This is a genomic window from Staphylococcus sp. HMSC068C09, from assembly GCF_001813735.1.
GTDB lineage: Bacteria > Bacillota > Bacilli > Staphylococcales > Staphylococcaceae > Staphylococcus > Staphylococcus hominis.
On the sequence record NZ_KV813755.1, the window covers coordinates 17,308 to 44,169 of the forward strand.

At 32.4% G+C, this 26,862-nt stretch carries 23 protein-coding genes, 2 pseudogenes and 1 other annotated feature; of the genes and pseudogenes, 13 read left to right on the forward strand and 12 right to left on the reverse strand.

Annotated features, from left to right (window positions below; translation table 11 throughout):
* Window positions 1-67 precede the first annotated feature (67 nt).
* Window positions 68-1,351: a serine--tRNA ligase gene (serS, locus tag HMPREF2930_RS04185; protein WP_002488451.1), complete on the reverse strand. Its 1,284-nt coding sequence runs from the start codon at window positions 1,349-1,351 to the stop codon at window positions 68-70.
* A gap of 75 nt (window positions 1,352-1,426) precedes the next feature.
* Window positions 1,427-1,630 (reverse strand) — a binding site (T-box leader).
* A gap of 270 nt (window positions 1,631-1,900) precedes the next feature.
* Here serS and HMPREF2930_RS04190 point away from each other — a divergent pair.
* Complete coding sequence (locus HMPREF2930_RS04190; protein ID WP_002488487.1) at window positions 1,901-2,713, forward strand: NAD(P)H-hydrate dehydratase; 813 nt, start codon at window positions 1,901-1,903, stop codon at window positions 2,711-2,713.
* Window positions 2,714-2,761: 48 nt separating this feature from the next.
* Here the strand turns inward: HMPREF2930_RS04190 and gyrA are convergent, their stop codons facing one another.
* The 6 genes and pseudogenes from gyrA to dnaA all read right to left on the reverse strand — a co-directional run bounded on the left by gyrA (window position 2,762) and on the right by dnaA (window position 11,890).
* The gene (gene gyrA / locus HMPREF2930_RS04195; protein ID WP_049436187.1) at window positions 2,762-5,416 is read right to left on the reverse strand and encodes a DNA gyrase subunit A; all 2,655 of its coding nucleotides are present in this window, start codon (window positions 5,414-5,416) and stop codon (window positions 2,762-2,764) included.
* 41 nt (window positions 5,417-5,457) lie between these two features.
* Window positions 5,458-7,391, reverse strand: a pseudogene (gene gyrB, locus HMPREF2930_RS04200) (DNA topoisomerase (ATP-hydrolyzing) subunit B).
* Window positions 7,392-7,400: 9 nt separating this feature from the next.
* A complete protein-coding gene (gene recF, locus HMPREF2930_RS04205; RefSeq protein ID WP_017175622.1) occupies window positions 7,401-8,516 on the reverse strand; it encodes a DNA replication/repair protein RecF in 1,116 nt (371 codons plus the stop codon).
* Window positions 8,513-8,755, reverse strand: a complete 243-nt coding sequence (gene yaaA / locus HMPREF2930_RS04210) for a S4 domain-containing protein YaaA (RefSeq protein WP_170999996.1) — start codon at window positions 8,753-8,755, stop codon at window positions 8,513-8,515. The genes recF and yaaA overlap by 4 nt, the downstream gene beginning before the upstream one ends.
* Before the next feature lie 359 nt (window positions 8,756-9,114).
* Window positions 9,115-10,248: a DNA polymerase III subunit beta gene (dnaN, locus tag HMPREF2930_RS04215; RefSeq protein WP_025987126.1), complete on the reverse strand. Its 1,134-nt coding sequence runs from the start codon at window positions 10,246-10,248 to the stop codon at window positions 9,115-9,117.
* A 289-nt stretch (window positions 10,249-10,537) separates the two neighbouring features.
* The gene (gene dnaA, locus HMPREF2930_RS04220; RefSeq protein ID WP_002488122.1) at window positions 10,538-11,890 is read right to left on the reverse strand and encodes a chromosomal replication initiator protein DnaA; all 1,353 of its coding nucleotides are present in this window, start codon (window positions 11,888-11,890) and stop codon (window positions 10,538-10,540) included.
* Between the two features lie 692 nt (window positions 11,891-12,582).
* Here dnaA and rpmH point away from each other — a divergent pair.
* The 10 genes from rpmH to HMPREF2930_RS04270 all read left to right on the forward strand — a co-directional run bounded on the left by rpmH (window position 12,583) and on the right by HMPREF2930_RS04270 (window position 20,692).
* On the forward strand, window positions 12,583-12,720 hold the full coding sequence (rpmH, locus tag HMPREF2930_RS04225; RefSeq protein ID WP_000240855.1) for a 50S ribosomal protein L34: 138 nt from the start codon (window positions 12,583-12,585) through the stop codon (window positions 12,718-12,720).
* 98 nt (window positions 12,721-12,818) lie between these two features.
* A complete protein-coding gene (rnpA, locus tag HMPREF2930_RS04230) occupies window positions 12,819-13,163 on the forward strand; it encodes a ribonuclease P protein component (protein WP_017175623.1) in 345 nt (114 codons plus the stop codon).
* Window positions 13,164-13,303: 140 nt separating this feature from the next.
* On the forward strand, window positions 13,304-14,683 hold the full coding sequence (gene mnmE, locus HMPREF2930_RS04235) for a tRNA uridine-5-carboxymethylaminomethyl(34) synthesis GTPase MnmE (protein WP_017175624.1): 1,380 nt from the start codon (window positions 13,304-13,306) through the stop codon (window positions 14,681-14,683).
* A 70-nt stretch (window positions 14,684-14,753) separates the two neighbouring features.
* Entirely contained in the window at window positions 14,754-16,631 is a 1,878-nt protein-coding gene (gene mnmG, locus HMPREF2930_RS04240; protein ID WP_017175625.1) for a tRNA uridine-5-carboxymethylaminomethyl(34) synthesis enzyme MnmG, read from the forward strand.
* Window positions 16,631-17,353 (forward strand): 16S rRNA (guanine(527)-N(7))-methyltransferase RsmG, encoded by a 723-nt coding sequence (rsmG, locus tag HMPREF2930_RS04245; RefSeq protein ID WP_017175626.1) that lies wholly within the window; start codon window positions 16,631-16,633, stop codon window positions 17,351-17,353. Before mnmG ends, rsmG begins: the two co-directional genes overlap by 1 nt.
* A 53-nt stretch (window positions 17,354-17,406) precedes the next feature.
* Complete coding sequence (noc, locus tag HMPREF2930_RS04250; protein ID WP_017175627.1) at window positions 17,407-18,246, forward strand: nucleoid occlusion protein; 840 nt, start codon at window positions 17,407-17,409, stop codon at window positions 18,244-18,246.
* A gap of 170 nt (window positions 18,247-18,416) precedes the next feature.
* A complete protein-coding gene (locus HMPREF2930_RS04255) occupies window positions 18,417-18,779 on the forward strand; it encodes a DUF3147 family protein (RefSeq protein ID WP_017175628.1) in 363 nt (120 codons plus the stop codon).
* Between the two features lie 18 nt (window positions 18,780-18,797).
* The gene (locus HMPREF2930_RS04260) at window positions 18,798-19,193 is read left to right on the forward strand and encodes a DUF3147 family protein (protein ID WP_017175629.1); all 396 of its coding nucleotides are present in this window, start codon (window positions 18,798-18,800) and stop codon (window positions 19,191-19,193) included.
* Complete coding sequence (locus HMPREF2930_RS04265; RefSeq protein WP_017175630.1) at window positions 19,159-19,701, forward strand: TetR/AcrR family transcriptional regulator; 543 nt, start codon at window positions 19,159-19,161, stop codon at window positions 19,699-19,701. The genes HMPREF2930_RS04260 and HMPREF2930_RS04265 overlap by 35 nt, the downstream gene beginning before the upstream one ends.
* Window positions 19,702-20,116: 415 nt before the next feature.
* Window positions 20,117-20,692 carry a helix-turn-helix transcriptional regulator gene (locus HMPREF2930_RS04270; protein ID WP_017175631.1) on the forward strand — a complete coding sequence of 192 codons (576 nt, stop codon included), beginning with the start codon at window positions 20,117-20,119 and terminating at the stop codon, window positions 20,690-20,692.
* A gap of 42 nt (window positions 20,693-20,734) precedes the next feature.
* Here HMPREF2930_RS04270 and HMPREF2930_RS04275 read toward each other — a convergent pair whose 3' ends face one another.
* From HMPREF2930_RS04275 to HMPREF2930_RS04290, 4 genes are read right to left on the reverse strand one after another with little or no spacing between them, the layout of a single operon-like run.
* Entirely contained in the window at window positions 20,735-20,926 is a 192-nt protein-coding gene (locus HMPREF2930_RS04275; protein ID WP_017175632.1) for a VraH family peptide resistance protein, read from the reverse strand.
* Window positions 20,927-20,952: 26 nt separating this feature from the next.
* The gene (locus tag HMPREF2930_RS04280; protein WP_017175633.1) at window positions 20,953-22,833 is read right to left on the reverse strand and encodes an FtsX-like permease family protein; all 1,881 of its coding nucleotides are present in this window, start codon (window positions 22,831-22,833) and stop codon (window positions 20,953-20,955) included.
* Window positions 22,823-23,581, reverse strand: a complete 759-nt coding sequence (locus HMPREF2930_RS04285; protein WP_017175634.1) for an ABC transporter ATP-binding protein — start codon at window positions 23,579-23,581, stop codon at window positions 22,823-22,825. Before HMPREF2930_RS04285 ends, HMPREF2930_RS04280 begins: the two co-directional genes overlap by 11 nt.
* A gap of 23 nt (window positions 23,582-23,604) precedes the next feature.
* The gene (locus HMPREF2930_RS04290) at window positions 23,605-24,012 is read right to left on the reverse strand and encodes a YxeA family protein (protein WP_037541632.1); all 408 of its coding nucleotides are present in this window, start codon (window positions 24,010-24,012) and stop codon (window positions 23,605-23,607) included.
* Between the two features lie 206 nt (window positions 24,013-24,218).
* Here HMPREF2930_RS04290 and lepB point away from each other — a divergent pair, with 206 nt between their 5' ends.
* Entirely contained in the window at window positions 24,219-24,791 is a 573-nt protein-coding gene (gene lepB, locus HMPREF2930_RS04295) for a signal peptidase I (RefSeq protein ID WP_017175636.1), read from the forward strand.
* A gap of 227 nt (window positions 24,792-25,018) precedes the next feature.
* On the opposite strand, the gene HMPREF2930_RS04300 is transcribed toward lepB, so the two are convergent.
* Window positions 25,019-26,593 carry a BCCT family transporter gene (locus tag HMPREF2930_RS04300; RefSeq protein WP_017175637.1) on the reverse strand — a complete coding sequence of 525 codons (1,575 nt, stop codon included), beginning with the start codon at window positions 26,591-26,593 and terminating at the stop codon, window positions 25,019-25,021.
* A gap of 183 nt (window positions 26,594-26,776) precedes the next feature.
* Here HMPREF2930_RS04300 and HMPREF2930_RS11525 point away from each other — a divergent pair.
* Window positions 26,777-26,862 (forward strand): annotated as a pseudogene (locus HMPREF2930_RS11525) (RimJ/RimL family protein N-acetyltransferase); the annotation flags it as partial.

Sequence of the window (26,862 nt, forward strand, 5' to 3'; positions counted from 1 at the left end):
AAAAATAAATAAAGCGATAGAGGACTACGTCACTCTATCACTTTATGAGTTGAATTCTATTGAATGATTAGTTGACTGGACGAATTTCTGTTTTGCCGCCCATAAATGGTACAAGTGCTTCTGGAATTGTAATTGAACCATCTTCGTTTTGGTAGTTTTCTACGATAGCTGCAAATGTACGACCTACTGCAAGTCCACTACCATTTAATGTGTGTACTAATTCTGGTTTAGAAGAAGCATCACGTTTGAAACGAATGTTAGCACGACGAGCTTGGAAATCAGTACAGTTTGAGCAAGAACTAATTTCTTTGTAGTCATTGTAACTTGGTAACCATACTTCTAAGTCATATGTTTTACTTGCGCTGAAACCAATATCTCCAGTACATAAGATCACGCGACGATATGGTAATTTTAATTCTTCTAAAATTGCTTCGGCATTTTGAGTCATATCTTCTAATGCATCCCAAGAATCTTCAGGTTTTTCAAAACGTACCATTTCAACTTTATCGAATTGATGTAAACGAATTAAACCTCTTGTATCTCTACCAGCTGATCCCGCTTCACTACGGAAACATGCAGTTTGACCAGTGAATTTTTCTGGTAACACACCAGGTTGGATAATTTCATTTCTATAGAAGTTTGTTAATGGCACTTCTGCAGTTGGAATTGTATATAAGCCTTCTTTTTCAACTTTGAATAAATCTTCTTCAAATTTAGGTAATTGGCCTGTACCAAACATTGTATCTGCATTTACCAATTGAGGTGTCATCATTTCTGTATAACCATGTTGTGTTGTATGTTTTGTTAACATATAGTTCATTAATGCACGTTCTAATAAAGCACCATCTTTAGTTAAATAAACGAAGCGCGCACCTGATACTTTTGCAGCACGTTCGAAATCAGCCATTTTTAATTCTTCTACTAAATCCCAGTGCGCTTTTGGTTCAAAATCAAATTCACGAGGCGTACCCCATTTTTTTAATTCAACATTTTCAGTGTCGTCAGCACCTTGTGGTACGTCATCTGCAATTAAGTTTGGAATACGAATTAAGATATCACGAATTTTGTTATCTACTTCATTTAATTTTGCATCATTTTCTTTAATTTCATCGCCTAATTCACGCATTTCTTTAATGACGTCATCTGCATCTTCTTTATTACGTTTTTTTTCAGCGATTTGATCACTTACTTTGTTACGACGTGCTTTCATTTCTTCTGTTTTACCAATTAAATCACGACGTTGATTATCTAATTCTAATACTTCATCAACAACCTTTGAATCATCTCCTCGTAATTCAATTTTGCTCTTAACTTTGTCCGTTTCGTCTCTGAATTGCTTGATGTCTAACATATAATATTCATCCTTCCAAAAAATTTATATTGAGTGACCATAGCGATTTAAAATAAAAAAAGACCACGTCCCCATACAAGGGACGTGGTCTACGCGTTGCCACCCTATTTAACAATTTAATTAAATAAACTAAATTGCACTCCACTATCGATAACGGTTAAAACCGATTGTTCAATATAAGTAGGTAGATTCGCATAAAAATTAATTACTTGTTTACACTAACCACAAGCTCTCTGAAATTAATACCCTTATGTTACTTAGCCTACGAACAATACTTTATTAAGTTAATTTTAATATAGCAAAGTCATATATAATTTTCAAGCAGTTACCTCAACCAAATATAACAAACTACATACGTTAAAATTCTGTCAATTTTAGCATTTATAAATTTATTTAAAATAGTGTTGACGAAACGCTTAAGCAGGTATAATATTTTCTATTGTATTTAAAATGCACATGATATTTTCGCTTGTCTTAATAACTCATCATTTCATTGATTTAATATATAGAAGTTATGACTTTCGAATCTAAATAGGGAGGATTCATCATATGGAAACATTAACTAATGTGACAATTCCTAAACGTAATGACGAAACGCATAAAGGTGATTATGGAAAAATTCTTTTAATTGGTGGTAGTGCAAATTTAGGCGGAGCAATCATGTTAGCTGCCCGTGCATGTCTTTTTAGTGGAAGTGGTTTAATTACTGTAGCCACACATCCTACTAATCATGCAGCCATTCATTCACGTTGTCCTGAAGCAATGGTAATAGATATTAATGATACTAAAATGTTAACAAAAATGATTGAGAATACAGATAGTATTTTAATTGGACCAGGTCTTGGCGTTGATTTTAAAGGAAATAATGCGATTACTTTCTTACTACAAAATATTCAACCCCACCAAAACTTAATTGTAGATGGTGATGCAATTACAATATTTTGTAAACTTAAACCTGATATTCCTACATGTCGTGTTATCTTTACACCACATCAAAAAGAATGGGAACGTCTAAGTGGTATTCCTATTGAAGAACAAACGTATGAAAGAAATAGAGAAGCTGTGGATAAATTAGGTGCTACTGTAGTACTAAAAAAACACGGTACAGAAATCTTCTTTAAAGATAAAGAATACAAATTACCAATTGGCACACCTGCAATGGCTACAGGTGGTATGGGTGATACATTAGCTGGTATGATTACAAGTTTTGTAGGTCAATTTGATAGCTTACAAGATGCCGTTACGAGCGCAACTTATATTCACAGTTATATTGGTGAAAAACTTTCTGAAAAAATGTACGTTGTGCCCCCTTCAAAATTAATTAATCAAATTCCTTATGTAATGAAAGAATTAGAACGATAAATAATAAAAATAAGACTTCCCTATATGTGGGAAGTCTTATTTTTATATTTAATTCTGATCTGAATCATTCTCAATATCTTCATTTACACGATCCATGAAATCTTGTCTTACTTCGATGCGTTCATCATCTTCATCAGATTCAGTATGCAAAGCGTTACCAGGTGTCGTATCATCTATCACTTGTTCATTTGCGCTTTCTGTAGTTTGGGCACTCACATTTTCTGTTTGTTGTGCCGCTTCAGTTGCAGCTTCATCTTCAGTTTTATCAATGACTTTCGCAACGGTTGATACGGCTTGATTATCGCCTAATTTCATTAATCGCACACCTTGTGTGGCACGGCCATTTTGAGAAATATCTTCAACTTGTAGACGAATAATAATACCACCATCTGTTACAATCATTAAATCTTCTTGACCGCTTACCGTTGTAATACATACAACATTACCATTACGTTCTGTAATTTTAGCTGTTTTTATACCTTTACCGCCACGATTAGATAAACGATATTCACTTACAGGTGTTCGTTTACCATAACCTTTTTCAGTAACGACTAGAACTTCATCTTCACTTTCAGCATAGGCTACGTCTAAACCTACGACTACGTCATTTTCTCTTAGAGAAATACCTCTCACACCTGAAGCTGTACGACCTAGTGGGCGTAAACTATTTTCAGGGAATCGAATTAATGAGGCATGTGCTGTACCAAGTAAAATATCTTGTTTACCATCAGTAAGACGAACTGCGATTAATTCATCATCTTCTTTAAAGCCAATCGCAATTTTACCATTCTTATTAATATGAGAGAAGTTACTTAATGCAGAACGTTTAACAATACCTTTTTTAGTAGCAAAGACTAAGAAACTGTTCTCATCTTCTAAATCTCTTACGGCAATCATCGTACTAATCACTTCATCATTTTCAAGCTCAATCGCATTAATGACTGGAATACCTTTAGATTGACGAGATAATTCAGGTACTTCGTATCCTTTCAACTTATAAACACGGCCTTTATTCGTAAAGAATAAAACATTATCATGTGTACTTAATGTTACAAGTTGACTGACAAAGTCTTCTTCTAAGGTATTCATACCTTGTACACCTCGTCCACCTCTGTTTTGTGAACGATATGTAGATACAGGTAAACGTTTAATATAGTTGTTATGACTTAAAGTGATGACAATTTGTTCTTCAGGGATTAAGTCTTCATCTTCTAAGTGATCTAAACCACCCAATTGAATTTCAGTACGACGTTCGTCACCGAAACGTTCTTTAATTTCTGTAAGCTCATCACGAACAAGTTGAAGTAATACATCTTCATTTGCTAAAATCTCTTCTAATTCTGCAATATAACTTAATAATTCATTATACTCATTTTCAATTTTATCGCGCTCTAACCCAGTTAAACGACGTAAACGCATATCTAAAATGGCTTGAGCTTGACGTTCAGACAATTTAAAACGTTCTTGCAATGTTTCCATCGCCACTTTATCTGTGTCAGACTCACGAATAATAGAAATAATTTCATCAATATGATCCAGCGCAATTCTTAAACCTTCTAAGATATGTGCACGATCTTTCGCTTTTTTCAAATTGTATTCTGTACGACGACGTACAACTGTTTTTTGATGTTCTAAATATTCAACAAGCGCTTCTTTTAAGTTAATTAATTTAGGTCGACCATTCACAAGGGCAATCATATTTACACCAAATGATGTTTGTAATGGTGTATGTTTATATAAATTATTTAAAATAACATTTGCATTGGCATCTTTACGTACATCAATAACAACTCTTACCCCTGTACGTAAACTTGTTTCGTCACGAAGATCTGTGATACCTTCAATTCTTTTCTCACGCGCTAATTCTGCAATTTTCTCAATCATTCTTGCTTTATTCACTTGATATGGAATTTCAGTCACAACAATACGCTGACGACCACCGCCACGTTCTTCTATTGATGCACGTGCACGCATTTGAATTGATCCACGACCAGTTTCATAGGCACGTCTAATGCCACTTTTACCTAAAATTAAGCCAGAAGTTGGAAAATCAGGACCTTGAATATCTTCCATCAATTCTGAGATTGTGATATCAGGATTTTGACTTAAACGTAAGACTCCGTCAATGACTTCTGTTAAATTGTGTGGTGGAATATTTGTAGCCATACCAACCGCAATACCTGAAGCACCATTCACTAAAAGGTTAGGGAAACGAGAAGGTAAGACTTCGGGCTCTCTTTCTGTACCATCATAGTTATCTAAGAAATCAATAGTATCTTTATTGATATCACGTAACAGTTCTAATGTGATTTTGGTCATTTTTGCTTCGGTATAACGCATTGCCGCAGCACCGTCACCATCCATTGAACCAAAGTTACCTTGACCATCAACAAGAGGATAACGATAGCTAAAGGTTTGTGCCATTCTTACCATAGCATCATAAATTGAAAAGTCGCCGTGTGGATGATATTTCCCCATAACGTCCCCAACAATACGTGCTGATTTTTTATAAGGTTTGTCTGGAGTCATTCCTTGTTCATTTAGACCATATAAAATACGACGATGTACAGGTTTTAAACCATCACGTACATCTGGTAATGCACGTGAAACGATAACGCTCATCGCATAGTCTAAAAATGATTCGCGCATTTCGTTGGTTATATTTCTTTCATTAATTCTTGATTGTGGTAGAGAATCAGCCATCAAGATATCCTCCTTTTATAGTCAGTTCACATTAAGTTAAATTAGAAATCTAAATTAGCATAAACTGCATTATCTTCGATAAATTGTCTACGATTTTCAACAACGTCACCCATTAACATTTCAAATGTTTGATCCGCTTCTACTGCATCTTCAAGTTTTACTTGTAACATCATACGATTTTCAGGATTCATTGTTGTTTCCCATAATTGATCGGCATTCATTTCACCTAAACCTTTGTAACGAGAAATTTGCCATTTTGGAGTAGGATTTAGTTCAGCTTTTAATTTATCCAATTCACGATCGTTAAAGACGTAATATTTTTGTTTACCTTGTGTTAGCTTATACAATGGTGGTTGAGCGATGTATACATACCCAGCCTCAATTAATGGACGCATAAATCTGTAGAAGAATGTAAGTAATAATGTACGAATATGCGCACCATCTACATCAGCATCTGTCATGATAACAATCTTATGATAACGGGCTTTAGAAATATCAAATTCGCCACCTATGCCTGTACCAAATGCTGTAATCATTTGACGGATTTCATTGTTATTTAAAATACGATCTAAACGTGCTTTTTCCACATTTAATATTTTACCTCTCAACGGTAAAATCGCTTGTGTTTTTGAGTCACGACCTTCTTTTGTAGACCCCCCGGCAGAGTCACCCTCAACTAAGAAAATTTCACTTTCATCAGGATTTTTACTTGAACAGTCTGCCAGTTTACCAGGTAAACTTGAAATTTCTAATGCTGATTTACGACGTGTCACTTCACGCGCTTTTTTAGCTGCTACACGTGCTCTTGACGCCATGATTCCTTTTCAACAATGATTCTTGCAACATTTGGATTCTCATATAAAAAGCGTTCAAAGTGTTCTGAAAATAATCGATCAACGATTTGACGTACTTCAGAGTTACCTAATTTCGTCTTCGTTTGACCTTCGAATTGTGGATTACCATGTTTTATAGAGACGACTGCTGTTAAACCTTCACGTGTATCTTCACCTGAAAGACGTTCTTTATCATCTTTAATAATCTTACTTTGAGTCCCATAACTGTTTAAGACACGTGTAAGTGCACGTTTAAAGCCATCTTCATGTGTACCACCTTCATATGTGTGGATATTATTCGCATAGGATAATAAGTTTGTAGCATAACCGCTATTGTATTGTATTGCAATTTCTACTTCGATATCATCTTTTGACTGATGAATATAAATAGGTTCGTCATGAATAGATTCTTTATTTTCGTTCAGTAATTCAACGTAAGATTTAATACCACCTTCATAATGATACGTGTCTTCACGTTGTTCTTCATCTTCACGTTCGTCTCTTAGTGTAATTGAAATACCTTTATTTAAGAATGCTAATTCTCTAATACGTTTTTGAAGTGTTTCATAATTATAAACGGTTGTTTCTGAAAAGATTTCACTATCTGCTTTAAAGCGAATCACTGTACCTGTTTTATCCGTACTACCTATTTCTTTAAGATCAAATTGAGGCACGCCTTTTTTGTATGCTTGATGATAAATTGTTTCATTACGGTGTACATACACTTCTAAATCTTGTGATAACGCATTTACTACAGATGAACCTACACCATGTAGTCCACCAGATACTTTGTATCCGCCACCACCGAATTTACCTCCGGCATGAAGTACAGTAAGAATAACTTCTACTGCGGGACGTCCCATTTTTTCTTGAATATCGACAGGAATACCACGACCATTGTCAGTCACTTTAATCCAGTTGTCATTCTCAATCACTACTTCAATTTGATTAGCATATCCAGCTAGCGCTTCGTCAATACTGTTATCAACGATTTCCCATACCAAATGATGCAAACCTCTTTCTGAAGTTGAGCCAATATACATACCAGGGCGTTTACGTACCGCTTCAAGTCCTTCTAATACCTGTATTTGTCCAGCACCATAATTATCTGTGTTGTTTACATCTGACAATGTATTCACCATCACTTTCTATTACTTAATAATTTCACCTTGATTAATTCGGTAAAGTTTCGCATTATTCATGATTTCATGATCAATACCGTCTACCGATGTAGTTGTTACGAAGGTTTGTACTTTATGTTGAATTGTACTGAGTAAATGCGTCTGACGAGAATCATCAAGTTCACTTAAGACATCGTCTAATAATAAAATCGGATATTCTCCGACTTCAATGTTCATTAATTCTATTTCTGCTAGTTTAATTGATAAAGCGGTTGTTCTTTGTTGACCTTGAGATCCATAGGTTTGAGCATCCATGTCATTCACATTAAATCCTAAGTCATCTCTATGTGGACCGTATAAACATACTGCTCTATCCATTTCACGTTGTTGATATTCATTCAATAACGTGATGACTTCATCTAATAATTCACTCTTATTTTTACTTGTATCGCTAAGTTTAATACTTGGTAAATATTTTAGAGATAATGTTTCACGTTGGTTCGTAATACCAGCGTGGATAGGCTGTGCTAAAGCCTCTAATTCTTCAATAAATTGCTCACGTCTTAAAGTGACATTAAGCGCATATTGTGCAAATTGTTGATTTAAAACCTCTAGCATCGTTTTATCTGTTTTTTGACCAAGTTGTAACTGCTTCAGATAATTATTTTTTTGTTTGAGAATACGTTGATATTGAGCTAAATCGTTGAGATATACTGCAGAAATTTGCCCTAATTCCATATCTATAAATCGTCTTCTAATTTGAGGAGAACCTTTAACAATATTTAAGTCTTCAGGTGCAAAAAGAACCACATTTAGATGTCCAACATACTGTGTTAGTCGACTTTGTTCCAAGTGGTTCACTTTAACTTGTTTACCTTTTTTAGTTATATACATCGTTAATGGCATGGTTCCGTGTCTATAACTTAGCTCACCCTCTATTTTAGCATACTCAGAGTTAAACCGTATAAGTTCCTTGTCATTGGAGGTTCGGTGACTTTTAGCTAAAGCAAGGACGTAAATTGATTCAAGTAAATTTGTCTTTCCCTGTGCATTTTCTCCAATAAGAATATTCACTTCAGGATGACAATTTAACGTAACCGCTTCATAGTTACGATAGTTTTCTAATTGGAGTGTTTTAAGCTTCATTGCTCACCTTGATGAATAATAATAAATGAATCGATATCTGGAATATCAGGGAAGTCGATACGATCTTGGTCAGCTAGCTTTTTTCCACGACGTGTTTCACGTTCGCCATTTAATAAAACATCGTAATCTTGTAAGAACCATTTTGCTTGTCCACCTGATTCGATGATACCTTCTGTTTTAAGAAATTGACCTAACGTAATCTCGCCTTCAACTATTACTTCTTGAACCAAAATAATCACTCCATTTCTTTATATATCATTACTATATTATACCTTTTTTAGGAATAAATTTCATTTAAAATGAAGTGTGAAACCGTTTACTTTTAAATAAGTTTTTGTTATTTTAAATTGTTATGTAAAAAATAGATGATTTTTTGAAATTATGACAAAAATAATCAGAGACAATATCTCAATTTTTAATTTTAAGGCCTATTTCAGCGAATATAATGAGTTGTAGATAAAAACCACGTTTTACTAAATTTAGCTTCACTATGAACCTCTGAGATAGTTTAAAATTACTGTTTTAATCAATAAAAAAGTAGAACAGTAATTCAATAAGAACTCTGTTCTACTTTAACTTTTTAATTAATCTTTAATGACTAGTATGTTCTGATTGGTAAAATGAGTTGAGTGACTGAATCATCTGCTTTTGGTTTTAAGATAAATGGTTTCATCGTACCAAAGAATTCTACTTCAACTTCATCATTATCAATTGCTTTTAATGCGTCCATCATATATTTTGAGTTGAATGAAATTTTCAAATTGCCACCTTCAACATCAGTTGCTGTAACTTCTTCTTTTACTGTACCGATTTCTGGTGATGTAGATGATAATTCTACAACCTCATTTCCAGTACTTAATTTAATTACGTTATTTCCGCCTTCACGTGCAAGTAATGACGCACGATCTATCGCATGATAGAATTCTCCGTTATCTAATCCTAATTTGATTTCATAGTTTTCAGGGAAAAGACGTGTTGTATCAGGATAATGACCTTCTAATAAACGTGAAATAAAGTTTACGTTACCGACCTTGAACAATACTTGATTAGATGCAAAGAAGATATCGATGTCTTCATCATTATCACTCATAATTTTATTTAATTCAGATAATGCTTTACCTGGAATAATAACATTTTTATTTTCCGATTCATCTTCAAGCTTTAATTTTCTTACAGCCAAGCGGTGTGAATCCGTAGCAGTGCATATTAATTCATTATCTTGTATAAGCCAGTTCACACCAGTTAAAACTGGGCGTGTTTCTGAGGTGGACACTGCAAAGTTTGTTTGCGCAATAATGTTTTTAAGTACTTTTACAGATAATTGAATTGCATCATCACGTGATACTTGCGGTAATAATGGATATTGTTCAGGATCTAAACCACTTAAATTAAATTCTGAATGTCCTGATGTGATAAGGGTTTGAAACTGTTCATTTGTTGATAATTTAACATCTTTGCCTGGTAATTTTTTAATGATGTCAACAAAGAAACGACCAGGAAGAACCACTGATCCAGTTTCAGTAATATCAACAATATCTTCTCCATCTACTTGTTTAGGAATCGTGATTTCAATTGAAATTTCTGAGTCAGAACCAGTTAAGATAACGTTATTATCTTTAGCATCAATTTTGATACCTGTTAAAATTGGTAAAGTTGTTCTTGGTGAGATTGCCTTTAATGTATCATTCAATTGTGTGATAAAGTAATCTCTTTTTATTGTAAATTCCATTATTAATTTAAACTCCTTCCAGTCGTTTATACTTAAATTATATAGGTTTTAAAATCATAGTAATAGTAGTAGGGCTTGTGGATTAGTGGATATCTCATGAAACGCCTTTTATATCAAAGTTATACACATGTGGATAAGTTGTTAATGATGTGTATTACTTCTTCACATTATCCACAATTTAACCTTTTCTAGATTCTTGCTATATTTATAAAATTATTTAGAAGCACAATCATCTTTGATATTGAATGTCATATTTTAGCAATGCTGTTATATAACAGATTCATATTTCCTATTACTGTTTACGTATTTCTTTTTCTAAATCTTCGACTTCTTGTTTGAAAATTGGATCCGCCTTAATATCATTCGAAATTTTTTCGTGTGCGTGAATAACTGTAGTATGATCGCGTCCTCCAAATTCCTCACCAATTTTTGGTAATGAAAAATCAGTTAATTCTCTAGATAGATACATTGCGATTTGTCGTGGATATGCAATCGACTTTGTTCTTTTCTTAGCACTAAAATCTTCGATGCGTACATTGTAATAATGCCCAACTACTTTTTGAATATCTTGAATCGAGATTTTTTTAGATTTGGGAACTTGAATAATATCTTTTAATGCTTCAGCAGCAAGTTCTGTTGTAATCGGTTTACCTTGTAATTTTGAATAGGCAAGTAAACGCGTTAAAGCTCCTTCAAGTTCACGAATATTTGATTGAATTTGATTTGCAATATAATTCAATGCTTCTGCTGGAATTTCTAAGTTCTCTTCTTCGATTTTTTTCTGCAAGATGGCCATACGTGTTTCATAATCTGGTGGCGTGATATCAACAATGAGACCCCATTCAAATCGAGAACGTAAGCGATCTTCAAGTTTTGCTATTTCTTTAGGTGGACGATCACTTGAAATAACAATTTGTTTTTTATTTTGATGTAATTCATTAAATGTGTGGAAAAATTCTTCTTGTGTTTGTTCTTTATTTTGAATGAATTGAATATCATCAATTAATAATACATCGATATTTCTATATTTTTCTCTAAATGCTTCAGGTTCATTGTTACGAATGGATTTAATAAAATCATTTGTAAACTTTTCGCTTGAAGTATAAAGCACTTTGGCATTCGGTTTATTACTTAGTACGTGATGACCAATGGCATGCATTAAATGCGTTTTCCCTAATCCTACGCCTCCATAGATAAATAATGGATTATAAGCTTGTGCAGGTGCTTCAGCTACAGCTAAGCTTGCTGCATGTGGGAAGCGGTTGCCAGGACCAATCACAAATGTATCAAACGTATTATGCGTATTAAATTGATCGATATCATCATGGCTATCATCAATGGCAGACGTTTTGTTTACAGTATTTGATTGTTTACGACTCGTTTCATCAAGTTCAGCGAGTTGTTCAGCAGTGTAAAATTTTGGATCAACTTCATAACCAATGATGTCTTTCATAATTGTTTGAATTACATCTTTATAATTTGAGTTTAACCAATCAGCATAAAACTCATGAATAACAAAGATGTAAGCAACATTGTCGCGAATTTCTTTAAGTTCAGTGTCTTTTAAAAACGTATTAAACGTTGTTTTCGAAATCTCTGACTCAGCTACTTCTAATACCTTTTTCCAAATTTCTTGTTCCGACATATATAAACTCCATCTTTCTATAAATTTAAGACTTATACACAGTTTTTATAAGCGTGGATAAAAATAATCACAGCATGTTAATAATTATCCACAAGTTAATCACATTCGGTGGATAACTTTATATATGCTATGATTTATACACAGTAAAAACACGTATAGAATTTATAAAAAAATCCTATAAGATAAATGATTCAGACGACTTATCCACACAATTATACTTTTTAACTGCAATAGATGTCAAATGGCTGTGAATATGTTTGTAAATTTGGTATAAATCTGTGAATATGCTATTGATTATCCACAAAAAATTAAATACTATATGTGAATAAGTGGATAAAAAATGATACCATAATTTAATGTACTATAACAGGTTTGGGAAATAATTTATAAACGTGTATTAAATATGTATAAAATTGAGAAACTACTAAATCAATGAAATGTATAAATATTAAAAAATAAAAGTGATATAACTAAAAGAGCGTCTTGAAATTCATTAATTGGTTTCAAAAGCTGCTTGCTTTATAAATGGTAATTTGTTATATTGTAGTAGTTGCTTGAATTATGACTAGATAAAATCGAATTAAATCAAAATTATTTGATATTAACAATTATCATTTATCTATTAAAATAGTCAGGTTCATTAGAAGTAGATTTAGTGAACGAGATATAATATGTAGATGGAGGTGTTTTGCATGGTAAAACGTACTTATCAACCAAATAAACGTAAACATAGTAAAGTTCATGGTTTCAGAAAACGTATGAGCACTAAAAATGGCCGTAAAGTTTTAGCGCGTCGTCGTCGTAAAGGCCGTAAAGTTTTATCAGCATAAGATCACTGACTTCTCAGTGGTCTTTTTTTTCGTTTTAAACCCACACATTTTAATAGATGAATGTAACATAAAGAACAATGTAAGCGAGTGATTTAAGCGTGGAGAAAGCTTATCGTATAAAAAGGAATAGTGAGTTCCAAAAAATTTATAAAAAGGGAAAATCTGTAGCCAATAGACAATTTGTTGTGTATACATTAAACAATGAGTATGAACATTTTCGCTTAGGCATTAGCGTTTCTAAGAAAATCGGAAATGCTGTAACTCGAAATCGTATTAAGCGTGCCATTAGAGAAAATTTTAAAGTGCATAAGCAAGATATGATTTCAAAAGATATTATTGTAATAGCGAGACAACCTGCTAAAAATATGTCAACTTTAGAGATTCAAGGCAGTTTAGAACATGTATTGAAAATAGCAAAGGTATTTAATAAGAGAATTAAGTAAAGTTAGACTAACGGAAGTCTAATGTTAGACAAACCGAATACTAACCAGTAGGTTATAAAACAATATATTCGCAATTTAATTAGAAACTTATTACAATATTATATTGAAATTTTACTTAACTAGGGAGGCGAGAATGGATAATGGATTTTGATACAATTACAAGTATTTCAACTCCAATGGGAGAAGGTGCAATTGGTATTGTACGGTTGTCTGGTCCAGAAGCGGTTGAAATAGGCGATAAGTTATATAAAGGAAAGAAAAAATTAAAAGATGTTCCATCACACACTATTAATTACGGCCATATTATAGATCCTGAGACAGATGAAGTTGTAGAAGAAGTGATGATTTCAGTTTTACGTGCACCAAAAACCTTTACACGTGAAGATATTATTGAAATTAATTGTCATGGGGGTATTTTGACAATTAATCGCATACTAGAACTTACCATGACACATGGCGCTAGAATGGCGGAACCCGGCGAATATACTAAGCGTGCGTTTTTAAATGGTCGAATTGACTTATCTCAAGCAGAAGCAGTCATGGACTTCATTCGTTCTAAAACGGATAGAGCCTCTAAAGTTGCAATGAATCAAATTGAAGGTCGTTTGAGTGATTTAATTAAACGACAACGTCAATCGATATTGGAAATTCTTGCCCAAGTTGAAGTGAACATTGATTATCCAGAATATGATGATGTTGAAGATGCAACAACGGAATTTTTACTTGCGCAGTCTAAAAAAATTAAAAATGAAATTGATCAATTATTAGAAACGGGAACTCAAGGTAAGATTATGAGAGAAGGATTATCTACAGTGATTGTCGGTAAACCGAATGTAGGTAAATCTTCAATGCTAAATAATCTTATTCAAGATAATAAAGCCATTGTCACTGAAGTAGCTGGAACAACTCGAGATGTATTAGAAGAATACGTTAATGTACGTGGTGTCCCATTAAGACTTGTTGATACAGCAGGTATTCGTGATACTGAAGATATTGTAGAAAAAATAGGCGTAGAGCGCTCACGTAAAGCATTAAGTGAAGCGGATTTAATTCTTTTTGTATTAAATAATAACGAGCCTTTAACTGAAGAAGATCGTACATTATATGAAGTCATAAAAAATGAAGATGCTATTGTTATCGTTAATAAAACAGATTTAGAACGTCGATTAGATATTGAAGAAGTTAAAACTATGATAGGGGACACATCACTTATTCAAACATCAATGTTAAAACAAGAAGGTATCGACGAATTAGAATTACAAATCAGAGATTTATTCTTTGGTGGAGAAGTACAAAATCAAGATATGACGTATGTTTCAAACTCTAGACATATCTCACTTTTAAAACAAGCAAGACAAACAATTCAAGATGCCATTGATGCAGCTGAAGCTGGTATTCCTATGGATATGGTTCAAATTGATTTAACTCGTACATGGGAAATATTAGGAGAAATTATTGGAGAATCAGCAAGTGATGAATTAATTAATCAGCTATTTAGTCAATTCTGTTTAGGTAAATAATAAAAATTAAGACGGTCAGTAGTCTAAAATGAATAATAATAATTAAGGAAAAAATAGGGAGGTCAATTCAATGGTTCAAGAATATGACGTAATTGTTATTGGTGCCGGTCACGCTGGAATTGAAGCGGGATTAGCTTCAGCAAGACGTGGTGCTAAAACGTTAATGTTAACCATTAACTTAGATAATATCGCCTTTATGCCATGTAACCCATCAGTCGGTGGCCCAGCAAAAGGAATAGTAGTACGTGAAATCGACGCATTAGGTGGCCAAATGGCTAAAGCCATTGATAAAACACACATTCAAATGCGTATGCTTAATACTGGTAAAGGTCCAGCAGTTCGTGCATTACGTGCTCAAGCTGATAAAGTGCTTTATCAACAAGAAATGAAACGTGTCATTGAAGATGAAGATAACTTAGATATCATGCAAGGCATGGTAGACGAATTATTGATTGAAAATGATGAAGTTAAAGGTGTACGTACGAATATAGGTACAGAGTATCATGCGAAAGCTGTAGTTATCACGACAGGTACATTTTTACGTGGAGAAATCATTTTAGGTAAAATGAAATATTCAAGTGGTCCAAACCATCAACTTCCATCTATTTCATTAGCTGATAACTTAAGAGAACTTGGGTTTGAAGTTGTGCGTTTTAAAACAGGTACACCGCCACGTGTGAATTCTAAAACCATCGACTATTCTAAAACTGAGATTCAACCTGGCGATGACGTTGGTCGTGCGTTTAGTTTTGAAACTACCGAATACATTTTAGACCAACTACCTTGTTGGCTCACGTATACAAATGATCGTACACATAAAGTTATTGATGATAATTTACATTTATCAGCCATGTATTCAGGTATGATTAAAGGTACAGGTCCACGTTATTGTCCATCTATTGAAGATAAATTTGTACGTTTCAACGACAAACCACGTCATCAACTTTTCTTAGAACCTGAAGGACGTAATACGAATGAAGTTTATGTGCAAGGCTTATCAACCAGTCTTCCTGAACATGTTCAACGTCAAATGTTGGCTACTATTCCAGGTCTTGAAAAAGCAGATATGATGCGTGCAGGTTACGCGATTGAATATGATGCGATTGTGCCAACACAATTATGGCCAACATTAGAAACTAAAATGATTAAAAACTTATACACTGCAGGGCAAATTAATGGTACATCTGGTTATGAAGAAGCAGCAGGCCAAGGCATTATGGCAGGTATTAATGCTGCAGGTAACGTATTAGGTACAGGCGAAAAAATTCTAAGTCGTTCAGATGCTTATATTGGTGTCTTAATTGATGATTTAGTAACAAAAGGAACGAATGAGCCTTATCGTTTATTGACTTCTCGTGCTGAATATCGCTTATTATTACGTCATGATAATGCCGACTTACGTTTAACTGATATTGGTTATGACTTAGGCATGATTTCTGAAGAACGTTATGCACGTTTTAATGATAAACGTCAACAAATTCAAGATGAAATTGACCGTTTATCAAATATCCGTATTAAACCAAATGAACATACGCAATCTGTGATTGAAGCTCATGGTGGTTCACGCTTAAAAGATGGTATCTTAGCCATTGATTTATTGCGTCGTCCTGAAATGACGTATGATACAATTTTAGAGATATTAGAAGAAACACATCAGTTACCAAAAGCGGTAGAAGAACAAGTTGAAATTCAAACGAAATATGAAGGTTACATCAATAAATCATTACAACAAGTTGAAAAAGTTAAACGTATGGAAGAAAAGAAAATTCCAGAAGACTTAGATTATAGTAAAGTGGATAGTTTAGCCACTGAAGCACGAGAAAAATTAGCAGAGGTTAAACCATTAAATATTGCGCAAGCATCACGTATTTCAGGTGTTAATCCTGCAGATATTTCTATCTTACTTGTATATTTAGAACAAGGTAAATTACAAAGGGTGAAAAATTAATGAGTGGCATCGAATGGTTAACAAAAGCGTTAAGTGAGCAAGGGATTGAATTAACAGAACAACAACAACAACAATTTCAAACCTATTATCGTTTGCTTGTTGAATGGAATGAAAAAATGAATTTAACAAGTATTACTGATGAGCATGAAGTTTACTTGAAACATTTCTATGATTCTATTACAGCTGGATTTTACTATGATTTTAATCAACCACTAACACTTTGTGATGTAGGGGCTGGTGCTGGATTTCCAAGTATTCCTTTAAAAATTGTTTTTCCAGAATTGAAAGTAACCATTGTCGATTCATTAAATAAACGTATTCAGTTTTTAAATCATTTAGCAGTTGAACTTGGATTAACACAAGTAAGTTTTGTTCATGATCGAGCAGAAACATTTGGTAAAGGTGTCAATAGAGAAACATATGATGTGGTAACAGCACGTGCAGTGGCAAGACTTACTGTTCTAAGTGAGTTATGCTTGCCGTTAGTTAAAAAAGGCGGGCAGTTTATTGCATTAAAGTCTGCAAAAGGTGAAGAAGAATTAGCAGAAGCACAATTTGGTATAAGCATCTTAGGTGGAGAGTATAGTGATTCTTACACATTTGATTTACCAGAAGATGCAGGTGAAAGACAAATGATTATAGTTGATAAGCGCCGTCAAACACCTAAAAAATATCCTAGAAAACCTGGTACACCTAATAAAGCTCCTTTATTAGAAAATTAATCAATTTTTCGGTTACTCATGTTAAAATTGATTTTAAGAGGAGTGAATGGACAATGAAAAAACCTTTTTCTAAACTATTTGGTTTAAAAAATAAAGAAGACATCGTTGATTATATTGAAGAAAATCGTCATTCAAGTGTGGAATCCATTCAAATAGAGCGTATCGTACCTAACCGTTATCAACCGCGCCAAGTGTTTGATTCAAGTAAAATTACAGAACTTGCTGAGTCGATAGAAGAACATGGGTTATTACAACCCATTGTCGTTCGACCTATAGAAGAGAATATGTATGAAATTATTGCAGGTGAACGACGATTTAGAGCATTACAATCCTTGCATCAATCTAAAGCAGACGTCATTATTCGTCATATGAATGATGAAGAAACTGCTGTAGTGGCCCTTATTGAGAATATCCAACGTGAAAATTTATCTGCAATAGAAGAAGCCGAAGCGTATAAAAAGTTACTTGAAATTGGACAAACCACTCAAAGTGAGTTAGCGCAAAGTCTTGGAAAAAGCCAAAGTTTTATAGCTAATAAATTACGCTTACTTAAATTAGCACCAAAAGTAATTGTACGATTACGTGAAGGTAAAATTACAGAACGCCATGCACGCGCAGTATTATCCTTAAAAGAAGCGGATCAAGAACAATTGATTGAACAAGTTATTGCTCAGAAATTGAATGTCAAACAGACAGAAGCTCGTGTGAAACAAAAATTAGGCCCTGAAAAAGTAAAAGCAAAAACATTCCAATTTTCTAAAGATTTGACACAAGCACGTGATGAAGTTGGTAAGAGTATTCAAGCCATTGAAGACTCGGGTATTCATGTTGAGCATCGTGATAAAGATCACGAGGATTATTATGAAATTAAAATAAAACTATATAAACGTTAATGACTAAAAGAACAGGTAGAATGAATGTTGCATTCAGTATCCTGTTCTTTTTTTGTCACCTATTTTATAATAATGGATTCTTTATTTCATATTTACATAGTTTAAAAATTGAATTACAATATTACTAAACGAAACGTATCGTTTAATAATTAAGGTGAGAAGGGTTTCATGTGTTCGGAATATCAATTTCAAGTGCGATACTTCATTTTGTGATTGGAGGTATCGCTGTTGCCTTTGCATCGATTATGGCTGAGAAAGTAGGAGGGAAAATGGGTGGCATTATTGCGACTATGCCGGCAGTCTACCTAGCAGCTATTATTGCTTTAGCCATAGATCATCGAGGAGAACGGCTGATTCAAATGTCGATACATCTTAGTTCAGGAGCTATAATAGGTATTATTTCTTGCATTATTACAGTATTTATTACGTCGATTTATATAAGTAAACGAGATTATAAAAAAGGTACAGCGTTTGCATTTATTTGTTGGTTAGTCATTTCAATTGCTATTTTTGCGGTACGACACATTTCTTAATATTTGGAGGATTTTTTAATGAAATTAACTTTTATCAAATTTCTCGTGGGTGGTTTAGCTGTTATGTTAAGTTATATTATTTCAGTTATGCTACCTTGGAAAGAATTAGGTGGCGTTTTTGCAACATTACCTGCAGTATTTCTTGTTTCTTTATTTATTACTGGTATGCAACATGGGGATGTCGTTGCCAAACATGTTAGTAGAGGTGCAGTTTTTGGTATGACAGGTGTATTATGTAGTATCTTAGCAACATGGGCAATGTTATATTCTACACATGAGTGGTTACTTAGTATTTTGGTTGGTTTTGTTGTATGGTTTATTAGTGCAGTAATTATCTTTGAAATTGTAGAATTTATTTCACGTTTAAGAAGGAGAAAAGATGGCTGGAAGACCGAAAGATCCAACAATCAATGAAAAAATATTTAAAGAAATTGATCAGTTATTAGAAACTACTTATTTTAGAGATATGACAATAGATCAAATTTCTGAAAATACAGGTGTTTCTAAAGCGACGATTTATAGACGTTGGAAAGATAAATCATCTATTATTGTCGATATGTTTGTCAGTCGAATCCACGTTTTTGAAAATGATTATAAAACGATGTACGATGAATTGTATCATTTTCTAATAAGAGTTATGAATATTTATCAAACTCATTTAGGTCGTGCTGTGATTGAAATATTAATTAGTTATCAACAATCTGAAGCACGTGACATATTTATGAAAGGTTATTTTGATAGCAATCGTAAAATATTGAAGACTATTATTTCTAAATATATTGACGAAGCGGACCAAGATTTATTTATTGATTTAATTTTTTCACCGATTTATTTTAATATATTGATTAAACCTAACGTCCTTAATGAAGCTTATATTAAAAAGTTATTAAAAGTAATTTTAGATGCATATAATGTTGAATAGTAAAAATATTGAAACTATAAGAAATTAGAGTATAATTCTTATTCTTATATAACCCGTAGATGATTTTAATCTATGGGTTTTTTATTAATAATCAGTATTATACGATTTCGCTTTCCTAGGGGATAGTTTCAGTTTATGTCAACTCAAAGTCTTTTCATGTTTATTTATGATTAAGGTCTCAATCTTTAATTTGTCCTACCCCTTTAGGAGTTTCATTACCAATACTTTGCTTATATTTGTTCTAAAGATCCTAAAATATTGCAATACACTAAAATGTAAAACATTTTTTACACTAAAACTAAGATAATGTAAAAGAAAATTGATAGATTTTTATTAGAAAAAACGTTTTTATAAATATAGTATTATGATTTTAAAAATTAAATAAAAATAGTTTAATTTATAACGAGGTGAATGAATGGATATCGGTCAACAAATAAGAAAATATCGAGAAAGAGATGAATATTCTCAAGAATACTTAGCGGAAAAATTATATGTTTCTAGACAGACAATATCAAATTGGGAAAATGAAAAGAGTTATCCAGATATTCATAATTTACTAGTAATGTGTGAGTTGTTTGATATCTCACTAGATGATTTAGTTAGAGGAGATTTAAATTCAAATAAACAAGAATCTATAAAAAGAAAAATGAACATTTGGTCGTTAGTTATGATTATTGGATTTACTTTGTCTTCTATACTTATAGGTCCTCTCTTATATTATTTTAATTCATGGGGATTTATAATAATTGCTATTCTTTTTTTAATTAGCTTTTATAGTGGTACTCAAATAGATAAAATTAAATATAAATATAATTTAGATAACTACGATAGAATAGTAGCTTTTATGAATGGTAAAGATCCAAACGAAGTAAAATCTAGTGAAAAAAGGAATATATTTACTAGTATATTATCTTTTATTTTTATAGTGGGTTTATTTTTATGTATGTGTTATTTGAGTATATATTTAACAGAGATATTTTTGAAATATTAATGAAAAAGAAGCTCAATTCATTTTGAGCTTCTTTTTTTAATTCTAATGTTTGTTTTCTTCGTATCTTTTCAAAATATAGCCACCGCCAAGTAAGCCTACCGGCACACCAATAAATGGCGTTGTAATACTACTAGCAACTAATACTATCAGAGCTAACATGATACCATTAAACCAATTTACTTTTAAACTTAATAAGTCGTAATATGCGTGTTGAATCATTTCTTTAATAGTCATTTTAACATTTCCTTTCCATCTATTATTTAAATGGCATCTTTAATGATGCGTTCTGAATGAATGAACGAAATAACTGCAAATATCAGATATACAAGTGAATAGATAACCATGACAATGAAGATAGGTGTCAATGTATAATTACCTATTAACATCATAAATGCGTTTGCTGCAAAAAAGGCATGGAGTAAAGAAACCACTAATGGTAAACCGAAATTGAATATAATCTTTAAAGCTAGTCCTTTTATCATATCTGTATTCGTAAAACCAATACGTCGCAGAATACGATAATGGTTTATTTCATCTTCAGTTTCATCCATTTGTTTAATATAAATAATGCAACCAGCTGCCACTAAAAATGCAAGACCTAAGAAAGAAGTGACAAATATAAGAATGCCATTACTTTCATCAATTGCTTTTTTGTTTTCACTTTTTAAAACTACATTTTGTTTTCCTTTTTTAGCTAATGTTTCAGCTTTTGAAAGATCGCTATGATGCTTAATATTAAAACCATAATGATGTGTAAGTTGATTTTTTGTTTTTAAAGCATTATAGTTATCTGCGCTGATTTTAAGTACTGGTCCACCCAATGAAGCATCCATTGGAATGATTTCATTTAAATCTTTTTTATCTACATAAAATGTCTTTACTTGTTGCCCTTTTAGTTTTAAATCTTTATGGATTTGAACATTAAACATCATTGAAAGTGGACCTTGTAAATTTGTAATTGTAGCGTGATTACCTTTGATATGAGGATCAGCCATAATCGATATACTTTCATTTTGCATTGCGTTACCCGTTTTACTTTTAATTACATCATTTTCAATAATATGGGTATTGGCATTTTCATACGTTTTTTTTGTATATGGTATACCGTGTTGGTTAAGTTGATGTTCAAATTGTTGGGCCATCTTTACTTTAGTAAAGTTAATATCTTGAGGTGACGATGATTGAATATTAAAGTCAGCATTTGCTTTACTAATTGCTCCGAAACACAAGATTGTTACTGTAACTGCTGAAATGACTGTAATAATAGTTAAAGACATCGCATTTTTCTTCATTCTATACATAATCGAAGATGTAAAGACGACATCAGTGATAGAGACACGACCCTGTTTTGATTTTTTTAAAGATTTAAAAATAATTGAAACTGAACTTCTGAAAAATAAATATGCGCCTGCTACAGTTAAGAATAAAATAATAAACGGCGTTAATAAGGCCATCGTTAATTCTTGAAATTTACCAAACATTTCTGTAGACATATAATAACCTAACATCATCATTATGAGTCCAAGAATACCAGCAATACATTCTGGCATGGTGATTTTCGCTTTTACTGCCTCTGTTTTCATACTGTCTTTCATCATAGAAAGTATGGTTCTTCGTTTTAAAAAGATAGCATCTTCTAACATAATTAAAATAAACGCTAACATTAGCATGATTATTGTTTGAATTAAAGCAGCTACTTCAAATCCTATAGATGCATGAATGTGTAAATGCATCAGTTTTATTAATATTGAAAGCAATAATTTTGAACCTAAAATACCAATAATAACGCCAATAATGCCTGTACTAATAAATAAAGTGATTTGTTCGATAGCAAGCATTCTAAGAATGTTACCACGTGTTAGTCCAATGAGTTCGAATAATGCAAATTCGCGTGTGCGACGTTTAATAAATAGATGGTTCGCATACATTAAGAAAATGATAATCGTAATGAATAAAAAAACTGAACCAACTTTTGCACCTTGATTGATTATTTTTGATGAACCATTATTTAAGCTATGTGTGTATTGTAATGTGACAAAACTAAAATATAAGATGATACTTAAGATTAATGAAAAAAGATATAATATATAATGTTTGATATTACCTTTTAAATTCTTTAATGTAATTTGATTAAACGTCATTTGCCACACCACCTAGGGCTGATTGTAATTGAATGATTTCATTATAAAATTTAGATTTTGTTTTACTTTGTTGATGAATGTCTGAATGAATATCGCCATCTTTTAACATAATGACACGTTGTGCAAAACTTGCTGCTGAAGGATCATGGGTAACCATAATAATCGTACTATTAAATTGTTTGTTCATATCTTCTAAGCGATGAAGTAAATCTTGTGCACTTTTTGAATCAAGTGCACCTGTTGGTTCGTCTGCAAAAATGATGGATGGTTGATGTACAAAAGCACGTGCAGCAGCTGTACGTTGTTGTTGACCTCCAGAAATTTCACTAGGATATTTATCACTTAAATCATAAATACCAAGTGCCTCTGTGACGTCTTGATAGTTTTTTTCCATTTCATCTTTTTTCATTTTTTGGACAGATAATGGCAACATAATATTTTCTTTAACTGTTAATGTAGGTAAAACGCTATAATCTTGGAAAATAAAACCAAGTTCTTTCTTACGAAATTGTGCTAATTTTTTATTAGATAACTGGTTTATCTCATTGCCACTGATTTCTACAGTACCGCCTGAAATGCTATCAATTGAACTGATAACATTAAGGAGGGTTGTCTTACCTGAACCAGATGGTCCCATAATTGCAACGAATTCTCCTTTATCGACTGAAAAGTTAATATCGTGTAGTGCTTTAAATTTTTGTTTCGTTCCATAAATTTTTGATACATGATTAACGTTTAAAATAGGCATGATTATCATACTCCTTGTAAGTTTTATAATTTTTCTTTCGCTTTAGTTGGAATGTCTGATTGTTTTACTTCTTTATATGATGTAATTGTGTGAGATTTTTCGCTTACAACTAAGTAATGATGTTGTTTTAATTTTTTAGACGCTGTATAATCAATGTTTTTAGCTTTACCATCTTTGGTGTAACCTGTTTGATTGTAATGGTAGATATAGAAGTCTTTTTCCTTATCAACGACTTCCACTTTTGATGGTTTTTGAGTCTTAACATAATACTCATGCGTTGGTGCTAAGGGATTTAGTTTATTCCAATCATTGATAGAACGATTGTTAGGATGTTGGTCTGAATATGCGTTTAATCCAAATAAACCACCTATAATGACTACAATAATGACAAGAATAGTTAATATGATTCTTAATAATAATTTCAATCTCATCACTCCTTATCTCTATTACACTTCTTATTTTAAAAGGGTGAATGAAGCGGTGCCTTTATCTAACCTTACAAAGTAAGAGGTGTATCTTACGAATGTGAAAGATTTAAATAAAAATCAGTCGTAAGAAGAATGAAACGTGTTTGAAAAGTATGTATGATAGAGTAGAAGTAATCGAGAATAAGAAAAGATGATAGGCGGGATGAAATGTGAAACGAGAAATCATGGAGTGGGTTATATCCATTGTAGTGGGGCTACTGGTTGTTATTGTAGTAACAAAGTTTATTGGCGAATCTTATACAGTATCTGGATCTTCAATGCATCCAACGTTTCAAGATCGCAATAAAGTGATTGTAAGTAAAATTTCTAAATCTATGAATCACATTGATAATGGTGATGTCGTTGTATTTCATGAAGATTCAAAACGTGATTTTATTAAACGTGTGATTGGCACACCAGGGGATACAGTAGAATATAAGGGAGACCAATTATATGTAAATAATAAAAAAGTGTCTGAACCGTATTTAGATTACAATAAGAAACATAAACAAGGTCAATATTTAACAGGCTCATTTAAATCAAGTCAAATTAAAGGTTCAAATGGTGAAATGAAACTTCCTAAAGATAAATATTTAGTTTTAGGAGATAATAGACAAAATAGTATAGATAGCCGATTTGATGTTGTAGGTCTAGTAGATAAAAAACAACTTGTAGGTAAAGTCGTTTGGAGATATTGGCCATTTAATGAATGGAAAACTAACTTCAATCCAGGAACATTTTAAAAATAAAGTCACAACGAATGTCTTCAATTCGCTGTGACCTTTTATTTTATAGTAGAGTTTTTATCCTATACAAACTACAAGAGTAGTTAGAATTTATTTTGAATTTGTCGTCTCCAAAAAGAGGACTAAGCTTGAAAAAAGCTTGTGACAAATGCATTTTTCAATTCAATCATCGACTACTAATATATATAAAACCGGAGACATTTAATGATGTCTCCGGTTCTGTCTTATTTCATTTTAGATTGTTGGTTTGTGTTATGTTTAATATAGTCCTTTTTACGTTGATGATCAGGTTGTAAGGTTAAACCTAAGAGTTTTCTTTCTTGATTTGCATCTTTGAAAAATGAAATCATCATTAAAATAACAACAAAACTAAATGGTAATGCTGAAATAATAGCAGCTGATTGCAGAGCATCTAGACCTGTCGATCCACCAGATAGTAAAAGTACGTAGGCAATCGCTGATAACATGACGCCCCAAACAATCTTAACAAAACCGGATGGATTTAAACGACCAAATGATGTTTGCATACCTAATACAAATGTAGCTGAGTCTGCGGATGTAATAAAGAATGAGCCTACTAAGATAATAGCGATAAACGATAAAATTGCACCCATAGGCATCTCATTGAAAATACCAAATAATTGTGTTTCAGGTGGCATACTAAAGATATGTTTAGATTGCTTACCAATTTCAATACCAGTAATACCGAAGGCTGTAAACCATAGCATACTAATAATTGTAGGAACGCCTAATACTGCGATAACGAATTCACGAATCGAACGACCTTTTGAAATACGGGCAATGAAGATACCTACAAATGGTGACCAACTCATCCACCAGCCCCAATAATAAATAGTCCATGACTGTAACCATTCATGTTTTTGTGAGTTAAGTGGAGCAACATCAAAGCTATTAAAAATAAGTGTATTCAAATATTCACCAATTGAGGATGTAAACATATTCATAATTAAAATTGTAGGACCTACAATTAGAATAATAATAAGTAACATCGCAGCTAAAAGCATATTTAAATTACTTAAATACTGAATACCTTTGCTTAAACCACTCCAAGCACTAATTAAGAATAAAACTGTAACAATAAGAATAATAATGCCTTGAATAAGTTTATTGTTTGGCACTCCAAATAAATAATTTAAACCACCGTTAATTTGCATGGCGCCAACACCAAGTGACACTGCAACCCCAATAATAGTAGCAAAAACGGCTAAAACATCTACAACAGTACCTAATGGACCTTCTACTTTATTTCCGAAAATAGGACGTAATGTACGAGAAATGAGTCCTAAGTCATTTTTTCTAAACTGTGTATATGCAAGAGCTAATGCAACAATACCGTAAACTGCCCAAGGATGTAGTCCATAATGTAAGAAACTTGAACGCATGGCTTCAGCTAGAGCAGCTTCTGTTTCTTTACTCGCTGTTGGTGGCGATAGATAATGTGAAATGGGCTCAGAAGATCCATAGAATACAAGTCCAATACCCATACCTGCACTAAATAGCATTGTTAACCATGAAATGGTATTAAATTCTGGTTTATCATCAGGTTTTCCTAACTTAAGCTTTCCAATTGGATGAAAAATAAGTGTGATACAAAATATCAGAATAATGCTAATAAGTAGCATATAGTACCAACCAAACGTTTCTGTAATAAAACTTCCGATTGCTCCAGAAATTGAACCAAATTGATTAGGGAAGATGGCTCCAATAATTACCAGTAACCCTACAATAACTGAAGCAAAAATAAATACATTTGAAAACTGTTTAGATTTGTTTTCCATGTATTTAACTCCTTTCAAATTTAATAAAACAGATGTATAAAAGCTTAACATATATCGTTAAAAGAATAATGAATAAGTTTAAAATTTTACAAATATTTAATAAGTTTATGTTTTTAATGTATGTAATTATGTTATTATACTTATAATTTATCGAATATTTTGAAAATATAGGAGGTTTTAATTATGTTTGGATATCAAATTAATGACCACTTAAAATTAAAAATATTAGAAGAACGAGAAGCGGATCAACTTTTTAAATTAGTAGATAG

Bases quoted from the DNA above. Each gene is read 5' to 3' on its own strand.
- serS (WP_002488451.1), bottom strand. From the start codon at position 1,351: ATGTTAGACATCAAGCAATTCAGAGACGAAACGGACAAAGTTAAGAGC.
- HMPREF2930_RS04190 (WP_002488487.1), top strand. From the start codon at position 1,901: ATGGAAACATTAACTAATGTGACAATTCCTAAACGTAATGACGAAACG.
- gyrA (WP_049436187.1), bottom strand. From the start codon at position 5,416: ATGGCTGATTCTCTACCACAATCAAGAATTAATGAAAGAAATATAACC.
- recF (WP_017175622.1), bottom strand. From the start codon at position 8,516: ATGAAGCTTAAAACACTCCAATTAGAAAACTATCGTAACTATGAAGCG.
- dnaA (WP_002488122.1), bottom strand. From the start codon at position 11,890: ATGTCGGAACAAGAAATTTGGAAAAAGGTATTAGAAGTAGCTGAGTCA.
- rpmH (WP_000240855.1), top strand. From the start codon at position 12,583: ATGGTAAAACGTACTTATCAACCAAATAAACGTAAACATAGTAAAGTT.
- mnmE (WP_017175624.1), top strand. From the start codon at position 13,304: ATGGATTTTGATACAATTACAAGTATTTCAACTCCAATGGGAGAAGGT.
- mnmG (WP_017175625.1), top strand. From the start codon at position 14,754: ATGGTTCAAGAATATGACGTAATTGTTATTGGTGCCGGTCACGCTGGA.
- rsmG (WP_017175626.1), top strand. From the start codon at position 16,631: ATGAGTGGCATCGAATGGTTAACAAAAGCGTTAAGTGAGCAAGGGATT.
- noc (WP_017175627.1), top strand. From the start codon at position 17,407: ATGAAAAAACCTTTTTCTAAACTATTTGGTTTAAAAAATAAAGAAGAC.
- HMPREF2930_RS04260 (WP_017175629.1), top strand. From the start codon at position 18,798: ATGAAATTAACTTTTATCAAATTTCTCGTGGGTGGTTTAGCTGTTATG.
- HMPREF2930_RS04265 (WP_017175630.1), top strand. From the start codon at position 19,159: ATGGCTGGAAGACCGAAAGATCCAACAATCAATGAAAAAATATTTAAA.
- HMPREF2930_RS04270 (WP_017175631.1), top strand. From the start codon at position 20,117: ATGGATATCGGTCAACAAATAAGAAAATATCGAGAAAGAGATGAATAT.
- HMPREF2930_RS04275 (WP_017175632.1), bottom strand. From the start codon at position 20,926: ATGACTATTAAAGAAATGATTCAACACGCATATTACGACTTATTAAGT.
- HMPREF2930_RS04280 (WP_017175633.1), bottom strand. From the start codon at position 22,833: ATGACGTTTAATCAAATTACATTAAAGAATTTAAAAGGTAATATCAAA.
- HMPREF2930_RS04285 (WP_017175634.1), bottom strand. From the start codon at position 23,581: ATGCCTATTTTAAACGTTAATCATGTATCAAAAATTTATGGAACGAAA.
- HMPREF2930_RS04290 (WP_037541632.1), bottom strand. From the start codon at position 24,012: ATGAGATTGAAATTATTATTAAGAATCATATTAACTATTCTTGTCATT.
- HMPREF2930_RS04300 (WP_017175637.1), bottom strand. From the start codon at position 26,593: ATGGAAAACAAATCTAAACAGTTTTCAAATGTATTTATTTTTGCTTCA.